Origin of the sequence: Neobacillus sp. 204 (genome assembly GCF_046562815.1) — a bacterium.
Lineage (GTDB): Bacteria > Bacillota > Bacilli > Bacillales > Cytobacillaceae > Neobacillus.
The window spans coordinates 1-14981 of sequence record NZ_JBJORY010000008.1 but is presented as its reverse complement, the minus strand read 5'-3'; the positions used below and the strand labels follow the sequence as shown (position 1 = coordinate 14981).

Genomic DNA, 14981 nt, shown 5'->3' with positions numbered 1-14981 from the left:
ACCTCTAAATCTATCTTGGACATACTGATACTATTAATCTAAAAAAGGACGTGGTCAGGATGAACTATAACCCGAATAATGGACACTGAATAAAAAGTGACTGTTGCTCGGGTTTTTCTATTCACAGGAAGTGGTAATGTAAATGTCGATGGGGATGGTTGCACCAACTCACAGATTTCCATCACCCCTTTAAGGCATAAAAAAAATACACCTTCTTTTCAGAGGTGTAGGTTTAGATATAAAAAAGCGGTCATCTCATTTGAAGGGAGAATGACCGAAATGAAAAAAAGAAAGCTAATAAACTATACGAAAGGTTATCTGTATTTTTGTCCGTATGTTGCAATAAATCTTCCTAGTGTCCAACTTCTATCAAATTAAATGGTTCTGTTACAATTTCCTTAAGCTTAGACACCTCTTCTAGAATATTGGGGATACCCCCATTCAGCTAAAGTTTAAAGCGAAAAAATTTAAATAGAGAATAGGTCCAACTTTTCTATTTTATTTTTCATGATAATTCTCTATTGCGTTTTTAAGTCTTTTTACTCCTTCCTGAATATCTTCGACTGTTAAACTGCCATAGCCCATAATAATACGATTTATGTGGTACCCTTTTTTGATAGCATACCTTTCAACTGGATAGACTTTAACACCATAATTTTGGATCCAGTTCATTAATAAATCATTAAAGTTTACACCAGCGAATTCAACGACTAAATGCATTCCTGCTGCTTGGCCTAAAATAACTGGAGTATTAAAATGCTCGTATAAACTAGTTACTAGTGCTTCTCTTCGTTTCCGATAGATTTTTTTCATATTTCGAACATGCCGGTCGAAATATCCTTCATTTATAAAACGTGCTAATACTAATTGCTCGAGTGATGAGCTATGGCGATCACTATACCATTTTATTTCCTTAAATCTCTCAATTAACTGGGTTGGAAGGATCACATATCCAATCCTTAATGCAGGAGAGAGTATTTTACTAAAGGTACCAACATATATTACACGTTCCTGATCAAGTCCTTGCATCGAATTAACGGCTGTTCCCTCGTAAGTAAATTCACTATCATAGTCATCCTCTACAATGTAACAATTCATTTCTCGTGCATATTCAATAAGTTGGATCCGACGCTGAATCGGTAATGTCCCTCCTATTGGAAACTGGTGTGAGGGTATAACAAAAACAAAGCTTGGTATAATTGATTTAGAAAGATATTCAGGGATTATCCCATGTTCATCTACCGGTACTGGCTGGATCTTTGCACCTGCAAAAGAAAAAATATTTCTCATTTCATCTGTAACAGGATCTTCAACTGCTACATAGTTTTCCCTCTTTGCTAATAAGTCTGTAATTAGGGAAAGACCCTGTGTGGCTCCAGAGGTAATAAAAATTTGATCTGGGTGACATTGAACATTTCTTGTTCTTGAAAGATAGCTTGATAGGACCATTCTTAATTCCTTCATACCTAAAGAGCTGTTGTTGTAACCATATATATGGTCTGGCGCTTCAAGACAAACTTCCTTTGCAAGCTTCCCCCATATTTGTCTAGGAAAATGATCCGTTGCTGGATTTCCTGCCCGAAAGTCAATAACTCCCTCATCCTTTATTGCTGGATATTCTCCTTTTAAAATAGCATGCTGAGATTTTCCTCCTTTTACCTGAAGAGACGCTCCTGGAGCTACATATGTACCGGACCTGGGGCGAACAATTAAATATCCTTCTGCAACAAGCTGCTCATATGCTTCAAGTGTTATATTTCTTGATACACCAATGGAGTTTGCGAGTTCTCTTGTTGAGGGAAGACGCTCATTATCCTTTAATTTTTGATTTAATATCATTTCCCTAATTTGCTCATATACCTGTTTGGTTAATGTTTTATTTTGTAAGCGATCTATTTGAATCGATAGCATTAGCAAACCCCTTTTTGTTAACTGGTACTATAAATATAATGATTAATTGGCACTAAACCATACCAGTATAGCATGCTATCATATGTTTAATAAATAAGGAGGCGGCTATATATTATGAATAATATGAAGACCATTGGATTAATAGGTGGGTTAAGCTGGGAATCCACTTCAGAATACTACAGTTATATCAATCGTTTCGTAAAAGAAAAATTGGGTGGATTACATTCGGCGAAGTGTTTATTGCATTCATTTGATTTTCAGGAAATGGTGGACCTGCAGCATAACGGTGATTGGGATCAAGCGACAAATCAAATGATTCATGCTGCTAAAACGCTTGAAAATGGTGGAGCCGATATGATCGTGATTTGTACGAATACAATGCACAAAATGGCTCCAGAAGTAAAAAATGAAGTGAAGATTCCTTTACTCCATATCGTTGATGCTGTGGCTGAAAAAATTAATGAACAAAGTATGAAGAAGGTTGGGTTACTGGGAACCAAATTTACAATGGAGCAGCCATTTTATAAAGAATATTTAAGTAAAAATGGCATTGAGGTTGTAATTCCAGATGAAGAAGATCGAAAAATCGTACATGACGTTATATATAATGAATTATGTAAGGGAGTGTTTGAGGAGGATTCAAAAAATCAATACCTACAAATAATAAACCGCCTCTATAAACAAGGAGCAGAAGGAATCATCCTGGGTTGTACTGAAATCCCTCTTCTAGTAAAACAAGAAGATACATCTGTCCCATTATTTGATTCAACATTATTACATGCAAAAGCTGCAGTTGATTTTGCTTTTACGAAGAGGTAAATAAAAAAGCCGGTCAGTGACCGGTGAATTCTTTAAAACATTAGAGTCTAACCTTAACCTCAGTACCGTCCTTAGCTTTGACATCTACCAGCACGGTCCCTTTATGATTTTTCAGTTCCTTGACGATGGGCTTTAGCATTTTTTTGTCTATCATTGGGATGGAAAAGTCCAGTTTTTTTCTTTCGAAGTGCTCTTTTGTCCATTTGTTTGCCTGTTGATGAATAAATTTTGAAGACAAAATGGAAATACCAATGTTTAAAATCGCATATGGGATTGGGATGGTGAAGCTAACGTCTTTTGCTTTCACTTTTACATACAGCATAAGCAATCCACTATTCAATGATGACAGAAACGGTATCTCCGTTTGCCGATTTAACATCAACAATTTGGCCATCCAATTCGTTTTCGATTGCCTCAATAATAAGGTTTATGTCGAGATCCTTTACATATTTTTCTGACTGAGGAATACTCGATGCGATGCTGTGTCCAGCCATTAATACAACCTTGATAAGTTTTATAGGCAAATTGACCGTGACGTTATCATTTTCAGCGGATATAACACGAATTTTTAATGTTTTATCTAAATATTTAGTCGGTTTTTCTAATAGCTTACTTCCGGCTTCTTCTTTCTCTTTTAATACTTGGATCAGTTCTGACCCCTTATCTGCATCAATTTTCCCTTCTTGCACCATGGTTAATACTTTTGCAATTTCTTCTTTCATGGTAAATTCCTCCCTATTCATCTTTTAAGAGCTTAATGGCTTCTTCAGGAGTGATTTCGCCATTTTCCAACATGGAGACAACCTTTTTCTCGTCTACTTCATTTTTCTTCTTTTGCTCATATCCAAGGGCTGATATGATGTCTGTTAGCTTGCCTCGAACCGTTGGATACGAAATCCCCAGTTCTTTTTCAACTTCTTTGATATTCCCTCTGCACGTTAAAAATACTTCCACAAAATGAAGCTGATCCTTTGATAATGACGCCAGCTTGGATAATTCAAACTCATTTTCAATCGTCGTGTGACAATGAGAGCAATGCAGCTTGGTAATCTTCAATGTTTTGCTGCAGACAGGACAATTTGTGATTACTTTATATGCCATAATGAATTCCTTTCCTTTATTTGATTTGATTATAAATCAATAAATTCAAATAGTAAATAATGAAAATTAATTTTTTTATAAAAAAAATTAAAATGATTAATTTATAAATTAACATTATTGATTTGGGTTTTTGTTAATCTTAATTTTAGCAGACCATGGACGGTTCGATGGCTTTTTCAGGATTGTCATTTTTAACTGGCATTGATTATTGGGGCGGGAATTGGTAATATTCAAAAATTGGATAAAATAATTGAAATAGGTAATTATATTGTGGTAGTATTTATAGGAACGTATGTTCTTGATATTAAAATATGTATAAAGTACGTTTTAATAAATACCTTTTTAACTAGTGATTCAACAACACATTAGGTAGACATTTGGAAATGAAAGGAGAAAGAATTTGAAGAATCATAACGCATCAGAACAACACGGAGGGACCTTTGGTAATAAAGGAAACTTTTTATTAGTCCTAATAATGATTCTAGGTGTATTTGTAGCCATTTTGAATGAAACGCTACTTAACGTAGCCTTGTCAAAAATCATGGATGACATCGGAATCGCGCCAAGTACGGCGCAATGGCTGTCAACAGGATATCTGCTAGTCATAGGTGTTCTTATACCAGTCACTGCTTATTTAATTCAGCGGTTCACGACAAGAACCTTATTCCTTACGGCTATGGGACTTTTTTCGGTAGGGACATTTGTAGCTGCAATCTCCCCAGGGTTCGCCGTTCTTTTAACTGGAAGGATGCTTCAAGCGGCGGGAACCGGGCTGCTCTTTCCGTTACTAACCAATGTAGTATTTGCCATGGTTCCGATTGAAAAAAGAGGTTCGGCAATGGGGACGATTGGAATTGTCATTACATTTGCTCCCGCGATTGGACCTACTCTTTCGGGCATCATTGTCGAGCAATTTAGTTGGCGGGTTCTCTTTTACGGTGTTCTGCCAATTGCGCTGATTGTTATGATATTTGCCTATTTTAGGCTCAAAAATGTGACGGAGACAACGAATCCTAAGATTGATCCAATATCACTTCTTCTTTCAACAATTGGTTTCGGGGGGATTGTGTACGGATTTAGCAGTTCTGGTGAAGGTCATGGGGGTTGGTCGAGCAATGAAGTCATTCTTTCAATTGTAATCGGCATTGTATCTCTAGTCCTCTTTACATGGAGGCAATTGAAAATTGCACAACCGTTGCTAGATTTAAGAACATTTAAATACAACATTTTTAGGTTGTCGACTTTGATTATGATGATCGTCATGATGGCGATGTTTTCTGCGATGATGTTGTTGCCGATTTTTCTCCAAAATGCGTTAAATTACAGTCCGTTGGAGGCAGGATTGGTTATGCTGCCAGGCGGTATTGTCATGGGGATTATGTCTCCGATTACAGGCCGATTATTTGATAGTTTGGTGCCAAGCTGCTTGCGCTCGTAGGTTTAGGGTTGGTTGCAAATTCACTTTTGCAATTTGCATTTATCACATTTTCAACCTCGTACAGCAAAATTTTGATTGATAATACGCTATTGATGTTGGGTATTTCGATGGTTATGATGCCGGTCATGACTAACGCTTTAAATGTACTGCCACCTCATTTATACCCGCACGGTACGGCTATTATCAGCACACTTCAACAGGTGGCAGGCGCAGTCGGTACAGCATTGCTTGTATCCATCATGACAACTACCTCAAGGCGTTTTATGGAAAATACCTTAACTACAATTGATGAGTCTCCACTGCAAATTCTAGCGATGATTGCTGGAATGAAAAACTCGTTCTTGCTTGCATTTGGGCTTGTAGCCATCGCATGGTTTGCCACATTTTTTATCAAACGGTCCGTTCCTCAAGAAAAGGAATTGAAGTTAAATAAAGGTACTGTGAACTGAAAAATTGTTCCAGCATATATGATTTAATACAAAAACGCGAATCTCTTGAGTACCAAGTGATTCGCGTTTTAATTTAATGTAACGAAAAGATGACTGCGTTAAAAGAAGTCAGGACTAGAGATGAAATTGATCTAAAAAAATTATTAACTTAAGGGGGGCTTTTCAGACATAAAAGTGCGGCCAACATACTAGGATATCCTGTGGCGATTTTAGTTGAAATAGTCGATAGTTCATTTTGAATTCACAAATGTTTGCTACTCTCTTTAAGAGTATTTAGTTATAAGAGGAGGAAATGAAATGAAATATATAAATAGAAAGATAACATTTCCGGAAAATGGAGATTGGGCTGTTGAAGCGCGTGGACTTGTTAAAACGTTTGGCGACAACCGTGCTGTTGATGGGGTAGATTTGAACGTACGTGCAGGTACGATCTACGGTGTGCTTGGTCCTAATGGAGCAGGGAAAACTACCACAATCAGAATGCTGGCGACACTTTTACGATCTGACGAGGGTTCAGCAAGAATCTTTGGACACGATGTAGTGAAGGAAGCACAGATTGTACGTCAACTAATTGGAGTGACTGGCCAGTACGCATCGGTAGACGAGTCACTTAGTGCTACGGAAAATTTAGTCATCTTTTCACGACTGTTAGGACTAGGACGAGCGGAGTCAAAGCGTAAGGCAAACGAGTTGTTAGAGGAATTTGGTTTAACAGAAGCTGCAAAACGTCCTTTGAAAAATTTCTCTGGTGGTATGCGTCGCAGATTAGATTTAGCGGCAAGTCTCATTACACAGCCGCCGCTTATCTTCTTGGATGAGCCGACAACAGGACTGGATCCACGTACACGTAATCAAATGTGGGAGACCATCCGCCGATTGGTAATGATGGGGTCAACGGTATTGTTAACAACGCAATACTTACAAGAGGCAGATGAACTGGCTGATAGGATAGCGGTTATCGATCGTGGCAGAGTTGTTGCAGAGGGAACTGTCGACGAATTGAAAGCGTCAGTTGGGAACTCATCGTTACAATTGAGATTAAAAAATACACAAGATATGGAGAATGCTCGTCAAACGGTTGAACGGGTGCTCCAGGTTCAGTCAAATGTGTCGTCCGAAGGTGTAAAGATTATTGCACCAATGGCGGATGCTAACAGAGTGACTGACTTACTTTTAGCCTTCCGTGAGTCAGGAATCCAATTGGCTGAGTTGAGTGTGCAAAAACCAACACTTGATGAAGTTTTTTTGAACCTTACTGGTCATGGTGTAGAGGACACAGTAAACTTGCCTGGTGAATCGGGAGAAGTAGGGGAGGTAGGCATATGAAAAACAATACGATGGAGTCGGTTTCTAATCGCCAATTAAAAAATAACACGAGCTTCGGTCAAGTAGTACGAAACTCGTTTACAATGGCGTATCGAGGTTTGTTGAAAATTCGTCGCACACCTGAACAATTGTTTGACGTTACACTACAGCCAATCATTTTCACTCTGATGTTTACTTACATTTTTGGCGGGGCTATCTCTGGAAACGTAAAGGACTATTTACCAGTCATTATTCCTGGTATCCTCGTTCAAACTGTGATTTCAACCTCTATTGTCACTGGCGTCCAACTGCGTGAGGACATGGATAAAGGCGTGTTTGATCGATTTAAGTCATTACCGATTGCACGTATTGCTCCGTTAGCGGGAGCATTGTTGGCCGATAACATTCGGTATGCCATTGCCACTGTTCTTACTTTTGTTATGGGATATATTATGGGGTATAGACCTGATGGAGGTCTAGGTTATGTCGCAATCGCTGGACTACTTGTGATTGTATGCTCTTGGGCAATTAGCTGGATTTTTGCCTTCTTCGGTGTGATTGCCCGTACGGCTTCAAGCGTACAAGGAATCTCGATGCTAGTATTGTTCCCACTTACTTTTCTTTCTAATGCTTTTGTCCCGGTTGAGACAATGCCTAATTGGCTTCAGTGGTTCGTGAAGTTCAACCCAGTTTCCCATCTTGTAACAGCTGTCAGAGAGCTTGCCAATTCTGGAACCATTGGTACGGATTTCGGCATCTCGCTCATTGGGGCTGCTGTCATTGTAGTGATTTTTGCACCTATCACAGTACGTGCATATATGCGCCGAGCATAGACATGAGGTGTAAAAGAGATTGTGAAGGTTTCTACTTAAACGAAAGGTTGCATTTTGGGTAGCCAATCGAGGCTATTGGCGACCGCAATCGGGGAAAAAGTGCATTTTGGGTAGCCAATGATTGATATTGACTACCCTAATATGAAAAAAAAATAAAAAGTTTGCCATAATACAATCCTCCTCTTATTCAATTTAAAAATACAATATAGATAAGTTTATGTAGAATACATCAAGAATAGCAGAATTAGAGAATCAAGCAACAAGGGAAATTCCGTATAATTTGTAAAGTTCGAGTCATGGTAAATCCTTAATCAGCAAATAAAAATGAGATGAACCAAAGTAAGAGCATTTACTGCTCTTACCTTGTTTAGCTTAATGAGTAATAACTGGTTCTGGACTCATGACCATCAGTATTTCAATCGCTGACATCTTAGGTAACCGATTCACAAAGTCCTTTAATTCTTTCCTTGAGTAAAACGTAAATGCCCCAATTTCATGGGTTGGAAAGTAGTTCTGATCTCCTCCACGTTTCAACTGGTACAGTCTCAATAAGTGCATATTCTTCAGTTTGCCTGATAACGCAGCTATGGCAACGCGGTTGTCAATTGGACTAACGATGATATTTTCAATTTGTTTACCTTTTATCACGTCATTTGGAAAAATAACATTCTCAAATTTTAAATCCAACTAATACCCTCCTCCATTCCTTTAAGATTCATTGTATTCCTTATCTTGGATCTTTCAATATCAAATAATAAATAGTTCCTTTTTAGACAAATATCGGTGAAAAGATAGCTCGATCAATCATTTATTACGATATTGTAGGTATCCTGGAAAAGGAGAGTTTTCTACGTGTAATCAAAACCAAATCTATTGAGAGATACTATATAAAAAATGACCGTATAAAGTTCGGGCACATTTCCTCACTCGGTTGTTAGAGTAGCTTCCTTTTTAAATGATGCCTGTTTGGAAGAAACTGTCGACATTCTTTTCGCACATTTGAAGGGATAAATTCAGAATTGGTGCCAGCTGAGGGGACTCTTAATCAAACGTTTGAGTAGTATCGAATAGGCGGGGTTTAAATAGAATAATGGAAGTTTGTGAGAAACCCATCTGTTTTTGTAAAAAGATGGATTATTTCCTGCGAAATTTCTAAGCACTTCTCGACATTCTTCGTGCTAATTTTGCAGTTGAAAGTCTTATAAATCAGGACTTGAAGATGTTTCAACCAAACGTTTGATTAGTATAGCCTATATCGTATTTAGTCGAAAGAGTGTCGGTTCGTGCCGATTGAGGTTAAAATGATGTTTTTCACCAATTTTTTGTTCATTTTTCAACAATTTATTTTTGCATGGGGAAGGACTAACCTAGATTTACCAAGGGAAGAAGTAAGTTTAATCAAACGTTTGATTAGAAGAGAATCTTGAGGGAAGTGGGCGAAGTTTGTTACAGACCATGATGCGGATACTATCTTTTATTGGTATTTTCTCAGGTTTAGGAGTAACCAAAGATAATGAAGGATCAGTGGTAACATTGGTATTAGGTGTATTTATAGGTTAAGGAATATGGTAGATCTTATCTCCTTTTAGGGAATATTGTACTAAAGGAGGCAGGTTGAAGAAGGATTTTTCAATCTCCTATGGTTTCAGAACTCCTACCCATTCGGAAGTTCAGAACTGTTGTTTTGGGGCATTCTCTTAATGAAGAATGCTTTTTTAATTCTAAAATCAAGATTGTTCAACTAAAGGCTAGTTAAAGAAAGAATGGACAATCATGTATAATGTTTACCCATTTAGTCGAGAAAATATAGTGATATATAAACTAAACCATCCTGGTAGGGGATGGTTTATGAACAAGGTATGGAGCCATTATTTGTTTATATTTAACCTTTACCTTAATAGAGCAACAACCTCTTCTCCAAGTCTCCGAACTCCTTCAGCAATTTTCGTATCTTCTACCTGAGAAACACTCAAACGGATTACATTTTCCTTTTTATATTGTGGAAGATACATCCCTGTCGCATCTTGTACAAGGACATTTTTTTTCTTAAGGGAGTGGACGAGATGTGATGCCTTCATATGGGAGGGTAACTGAATCGTTGAATAAAAACCTGATTCAGCACCAGTGAATGTAACTTCGTCGGGAAGATAGGTATAGAAAGCTTGTTTAAGTATTTCTCCTTTTTTCTTATAGATTTTTCTCAGGCCTTGTATGTGAGCACCATACATCCCACTTTGCAGATAAATTTCCAAGGCTCCCTGAGTTAATACAGGGGTATGAACATCCGCGGCGAATTTGGCCTTGGTAAACGAATCAATAAGTGAATCAGGCAAAACGGCTTCCCCGAGCCTTAAACCAGGTAATAGAACTTTGGAAAAACTTTTTGTATATATTACTCTGCCAGATGGATCATACGCAAACATGGGGTCAGACTTTTTTCTTGTATCAAGATCCCCCATATAATCGTCTTCGATTATGTATACATTATATTTTTTAGCCAACTCCACAATTTTCTTCTTTTCCTTATTAGTATAACTATATCCCGTAGGGTTCTGAAATCTGGAAACGGTATAAAAGAATTTTATGGGCCTTTCTTTAAATATCTTCTCTAAATTGTTTAGGTCAATTCCATCGCTTGTCACTTCTATTCCAATTGCATTTAATGCTCTTGATGAAATAGATTCTATCATACTGAAATGGGTAGGCTGCTCTATACAGATTTCCTCTTTTCCATTTGGGAAGGGTAGAGCCACAAGAATATCAAGGGCCTGTTGAGAACCAGAGACAACACAAATCCTTTCAGCTGGTGCGAATACTTGTAACTCTTGCAGCTGCTTCGATAGTTGAAACCTTAGAGTAGACAAACCTAGTGGTTCTGAGTATTGAAACATTTCTTCTTTATACAGTTCAATCGCCTGGTTCATACAATGCTGATAATCCCGATAGGGCATGTTCCATTTGTCAGGGCCTGCAGATGAAAAATCAATCATTTCCTGTGAAGGATCATGTTCAAAGTGCCGACTGCCAACAAGATAATAACCGCTTTTGGGAACAGAATAGATCTTATGCTCTTTTTCCAATTCGCTATAAGCTTTGACGATTGTGTTTATACTGCAACCATAGTCTTCTGAAAGTGACCGAATTGAGGGTAATTTTTCCCCGGGTTGAAGACGGCCGTCAGCTATTTGAACATGAATCTGATTTATGATTTCTTGATATTTGGTTTCCAAAATTTCCTTCACCCCTTTATTTTGTATGGGTACAGATGACAATTTTAACATCTTCCCCAATGCAAGTTTCCTCTTTAGTATAAATGATAGAAGTTTCATATACTTCAGAAAAAAGGAGGAAATAGAATATGTACAAATTTTACAAAGGTAAAGGGTTAGTATTTTTCTTACTCTCTGTCATCCTGGTTTTCACAAGTCTGTCAACGTCCACTGAAGCAGAGGTTCAAAAAGCAAAGAATCTAGAGATTGAAGAATTATTTAATGGAAAAGACGGCACCTTGGTCATTAAGAATTTAAAAACCGATAATATTTACGTTTATAACAGCGAAAGAAGCCAAAAAAGGCTTACGCCTGAATCAACTTTTAAAGTGCCAAATTCGTTAATTGGGCTGGAAACAAGTGCTGTAAGGGACGAGTATGAAGTGAAACGCTGGGATGGTGTGACAAGGGAATTCGAAAGCTGGAATCGGGATCACTCATTAGCTTCCGCTATGAGAGAGTCAGCCATCTGGTTTTATAAAGATATGGCGAGGGAAATAGGTGTAACGAAAATGCAAGATTATATCAACCAAATAGGATATGGAAACGGGGATATATCAGGAGGTATTGATAAATTCTGGCTCGATAGCACACTAAAGATTTCAGCTATGGAACAAGTTGACTTTATCGAAGACCTTGTGGAAGAAAATCTTCCTTTTAAGGAAAAAAACCAGAAAACAGTAAAAAGAATGATGATACAAGATGAACAGGACCAATATACGCTTCATGGAAAAACAGGAACAAGGCTTTCGGATATGGGCTTAGGATGGTATGTAGGATTTATTGATACAGAAAAAGATACCTGGGTATTTGCAATGAATCTTAATGGGTCAGGAACAGAAGCAAAACGGATTACGATTGAAACATTAAGGGATATGGATATTATTAAAGAGGGTGAATAGACGTATAAGATTTAGAAATAAGGAGCAGCTATGAAACAACAATAGACAAATGGCTTCTAAACGTAGAACTTACTGTTGTTCAATAAATAAACTTAAATATTAAATAACTATGGATATACATTCCTATTCAAGTAAAGGGTGCGTTAGTGGGAGAAGTCGCTCACTCGTCCTGCGGACTAAAGCAAGGGCTAATATCCAACATTTCTTAAATTAAGGCATCCATTCGGGACTGTTGACAAACTAAAAAGTTACAGTTGATGGCAAAAGATATAGATATTAATAAAGAAGATGAATCCTATATGTAGTAGGAATTCGTCTTCTTTTTGTATTAATTAATTATTTGTCAACAGCCCCATCCTAGATTGCTTTTTCATTCGTTAACAAAGGTATACCGAATTTTTCGGGTGTAATCATTAAATTTGTCTGGTTTCACATTCCCTTACTGTTTCAGTGATATCATCTCCGTCCGCGATGACTTTCACTAACTTCGCGTCGAATGGCATTTCCCTTCAAATCTTCCTAAACCATTCATAAGCCATGAATTCCTTCGACTTTCCCCTTGCGTACGCTAAAAAAGTAAAAAAGCCTAGCATTCAGCTAGACTTCAGAAATGCCCGGAGAATGTTTGTTCTTCAACGAAAGTTAGTTCCAATTTTTCCCGATAAATTGAATTGCAGGTAATAAATTGGTATTGTTAGCAATTTCAATTAGAGCGGGATACACTGAAGGATCTGTTTTGGAGAAGTTAGGGATTCGTGGATTTAACCGAAAAAAACGATCTCCTAAAAGTTGAGAACTGACCATGGATTCATAGTAACTGGTTCCATTACTGACAAGCTGAAGAAATGGTAGTAGGGGTTCATTGGGCGATCGGTCGAATAGGACTCCCCAATTTGGAGGAAGGTTGTTTAGATTTTCGGGGCGTATGTTATCTGCACTCACCATCCCCCACCCCTTCGTATCTCTTCTTAACTGAATCGGGGATTCACCTGTTCCAATGGATAAGACCGCAATTTGATCCAACGGCTGTTTGGCTTTATCCACTGCAAACGAGATACTAGCTGTACTAGGGTTAGTTGTTATGACAAACCCATCCACGTAATTTTGATAGGCTCGTTGCGTAGCGGGAGCAGCACTGCTCCGTAGTATCACATCACTTGCTTTTTCATTTAAATAGGGAGAGCCAGGAAAGTTGTGGAATAACACAGGAGTCCAACGATTCAGCTCCGGTGAGAATAATTGAAATGAAGGGACAACAATTCGTTTTTTTAAGTTTTTGAGACGAAGATCTGGTGGAAAAAATGATTCTACCGCTTCGATAAAACCGGAATATGGTAATTGTTGATTAAAAACAGGCCCACCTGGTCGGGAGACGCTGTATGCCGGTAAGATTTTATCCTTAAAATACTGAAGTGTCTCCTTCGGCGATCTTCCACTTGCTAACGCAAGGGCAGTGAATGAACCGATTGAATTCCCCGCGAAAACATTGGTTCGACGAATTAATTGTGGTTTTTGTCGAGCCAGTCTGTTCAAAAGTTGTAAACTTAATGCACCTAAGGTGCCGCCGCCATCAAAGGAGATGATCCGATATCTTGTCAAAGCTGATTTCTCCTCTCTATATATAATCAAAGGTATTATTCAGTATATGTTTGTCTCGTGTCAGTTGTATGGACAAAGATACCTCTTTGACATGAACGGATTATGTAGCTAATTATCTATGTAAAGAAACAAAAGAGTATATAAAAAATACTACGACTAGAATAGATGAGACTACGTTTTAGTGGCAGAATGGGCAAGCCAAACGGGAATTTTTTATGTACATACTAAAATATGGAGTAGTAGCTAACTCCTTTATTTAACTATGCCTTCACGAAGCAAAATGATCTGAATTTATTCCAATTACCAGTCATTCTATTTATAAGGATTATGAAATCCTACGAATAAGTGAGCATTCAAGAGATATTCGTATCAAACTGAGGGAGTTCAAGAAGGTTTTTTCCATTATTTTGTAATATTCTATCTTATTACAATTTTAGGAAAATCAAAAAAGAACTCCTATTGAGTCCTTTTAATTTTGCTGAATTATCAATGGGTAGCCCTTTTATGTATGTAGCCGAACGAACTTAATCCAATAAATTTCTGTAATAATATAGCATTGCACCTAATGTGATGATGGTATATGCCAAGGATGTGAAAAAAGCAATATTAGGTGAGAACTCAAACTTCTGTCCTTCCATTTTAATTCCTGTGCTTCCTTGAATAGTCATATCCATATGTCGTGATGTGAAACCCCCTTTGGAGTTAGAAGCCCAAATAATAACTGTAGCTATCAATCCAATCAGAAACGAATAATCAATGAATTTTGTATGCGTAAGATAAGTTATCCCAAAACTCAAACCTAATAAAACTAATAAAGTAATTACAATAGTTATTATTTTTTTCATATGTTGTTATATCCCCCTTTGGATTTATCTGTATAATTAAACAATACCATAAATTGGATTTTTTGGATATTTATTGTTCAACTAACGTGCTAAAGAAGGAGCTACTCTAGCCAGTACGGCTAACTATCTAACCAAGTAAGCGAAGAAGCGAAAAATAGCTTCTCTTCTTAGAGTTGGTCAAAAATAGACCAAATCCTAGGGCTCCCCGGACCGCCCGCGGATAGCGAAGCGCCTGAAGCGGAAATCACCAGGCAAGTTTAACAGAGCCTTTTTAAAAGAAACACTTCCGAACACTAGATCGGATACTTGCTCAAATTGAACGAATCATGAAAATCAATTATCTATCCGGTATCAATAAAGAGGTCATTGATACAGCAAAGAGTATTCTTGCCATTTTTATTGAAAAAACATTCGACAAATCAAATGAAAAGTAACACTTTTTTCCTTGGCGTGGTGTTTCTGTCTATAAAATGCAGTTTTTTAGATACTTTCTGCTCTATCTCTAGAATA

14 protein-coding genes are annotated in these 14981 nt (G+C 37.6%); 6 read left to right on the top strand and 8 right to left on the bottom strand.

All coding sequences use genetic code 11. The features are described 5' to 3' along the window. Positions 1–498 precede the first annotated feature (498 nt). A complete protein-coding gene (gene pdxR, locus ACJ004_RS16975) occupies positions 499–1911 on the bottom strand; it encodes a MocR-like pyridoxine biosynthesis transcription factor PdxR (RefSeq protein WP_410894340.1) in 1413 nt (470 codons plus the stop codon). Positions 1912–2034: 123 nt separating this feature from the next. Between pdxR and ACJ004_RS16970 the strand changes: the two genes are divergently transcribed. Continuing rightward, positions 2035–2730: an aspartate/glutamate racemase family protein gene (locus ACJ004_RS16970; RefSeq protein WP_410894627.1), complete on the top strand. Its 696-nt coding sequence runs from the start codon at positions 2035–2037 to the stop codon at positions 2728–2730. A 40-nt stretch (positions 2731–2770) separates the two neighbouring features. Here ACJ004_RS16970 and ACJ004_RS16965 read toward each other — a convergent pair whose 3' ends face one another. The 3 genes from ACJ004_RS16965 to ACJ004_RS16955 are packed head-to-tail and all read right to left on the bottom strand — an operon-like array spanning position 2771 to position 3831. Continuing rightward, the gene (locus ACJ004_RS16965) at positions 2771–3052 is read right to left on the bottom strand and encodes a hypothetical protein (protein ID WP_410894339.1); all 282 of its coding nucleotides are present in this window, start codon (positions 3050–3052) and stop codon (positions 2771–2773) included. Between the two features lie 10 nt (positions 3053–3062). Next, complete coding sequence (locus ACJ004_RS16960; RefSeq protein WP_410894338.1) at positions 3063–3452, bottom strand: SHOCT-like domain-containing protein; 390 nt, start codon at positions 3450–3452, stop codon at positions 3063–3065. A gap of 13 nt (positions 3453–3465) precedes the next feature. After that, a complete protein-coding gene (locus ACJ004_RS16955; RefSeq protein ID WP_410894337.1) occupies positions 3466–3831 on the bottom strand; it encodes a DUF2089 domain-containing protein in 366 nt (121 codons plus the stop codon). Between the two features lie 400 nt (positions 3832–4231). On the opposite strand from ACJ004_RS16955, the gene ACJ004_RS16950 reads away from it, so the two are divergent. The 4 genes from ACJ004_RS16950 (at position 4232) to ACJ004_RS16935 (ending at position 7856) form a co-directional block, all read left to right on the top strand. Beyond that, a complete protein-coding gene (locus ACJ004_RS16950; RefSeq protein WP_410894336.1) occupies positions 4232–5269 on the top strand; it encodes a DHA2 family efflux MFS transporter permease subunit in 1038 nt (345 codons plus the stop codon). Between the two features lie 125 nt (positions 5270–5394). After that, complete coding sequence (locus ACJ004_RS16945; RefSeq protein WP_410894335.1) at positions 5395–5718, top strand: MFS transporter; 324 nt, start codon at positions 5395–5397, stop codon at positions 5716–5718. Between the two features lie 297 nt (positions 5719–6015). Next, the gene (locus ACJ004_RS16940; RefSeq protein ID WP_410894334.1) at positions 6016–7044 is read left to right on the top strand and encodes an ATP-binding cassette domain-containing protein; all 1029 of its coding nucleotides are present in this window, start codon (positions 6016–6018) and stop codon (positions 7042–7044) included. Further along, positions 7041–7856 (top strand): ABC transporter permease, encoded by an 816-nt coding sequence (locus ACJ004_RS16935; protein ID WP_410894333.1) that lies wholly within the window; start codon positions 7041–7043, stop codon positions 7854–7856. Before ACJ004_RS16940 ends, ACJ004_RS16935 begins: the two co-directional genes overlap by 4 nt. A gap of 372 nt (positions 7857–8228) precedes the next feature. Here the strand turns inward: ACJ004_RS16935 and ACJ004_RS16930 are convergent, their stop codons facing one another. After that, the gene (locus ACJ004_RS16930; RefSeq protein WP_410894332.1) at positions 8229–8543 is read right to left on the bottom strand and encodes a hypothetical protein; all 315 of its coding nucleotides are present in this window, start codon (positions 8541–8543) and stop codon (positions 8229–8231) included. 1202 nt (positions 8544–9745) lie between these two features. Continuing rightward, positions 9746–11137, bottom strand: a complete 1392-nt coding sequence (locus ACJ004_RS16925; protein WP_410894626.1) for an aminotransferase-like domain-containing protein — start codon at positions 11135–11137, stop codon at positions 9746–9748. Positions 11138–11214: 77 nt separating this feature from the next. Between ACJ004_RS16925 and blaOXA the strand changes: the two genes are divergently transcribed. Further along, positions 11215–12027 (top strand): class D beta-lactamase, encoded by an 813-nt coding sequence (blaOXA, locus tag ACJ004_RS16920; RefSeq protein ID WP_410894331.1) that lies wholly within the window; start codon positions 11215–11217, stop codon positions 12025–12027. 642 nt (positions 12028–12669) lie between these two features. On the opposite strand, the gene ACJ004_RS16915 is transcribed toward blaOXA, so the two are convergent. Together ACJ004_RS16915 and ACJ004_RS16910 are read right to left on the bottom strand one after the other, a co-directional pair. Continuing rightward, positions 12670–13626: a patatin-like phospholipase family protein gene (locus ACJ004_RS16915; protein WP_410894330.1), complete on the bottom strand. Its 957-nt coding sequence runs from the start codon at positions 13624–13626 to the stop codon at positions 12670–12672. A 524-nt stretch (positions 13627–14150) separates the two neighbouring features. After that, entirely contained in the window at positions 14151–14471 is a 321-nt protein-coding gene (locus ACJ004_RS16910) for a hypothetical protein (protein ID WP_410894329.1), read from the bottom strand. Between the last annotated feature and the right edge of the window lie 510 nt (positions 14472–14981).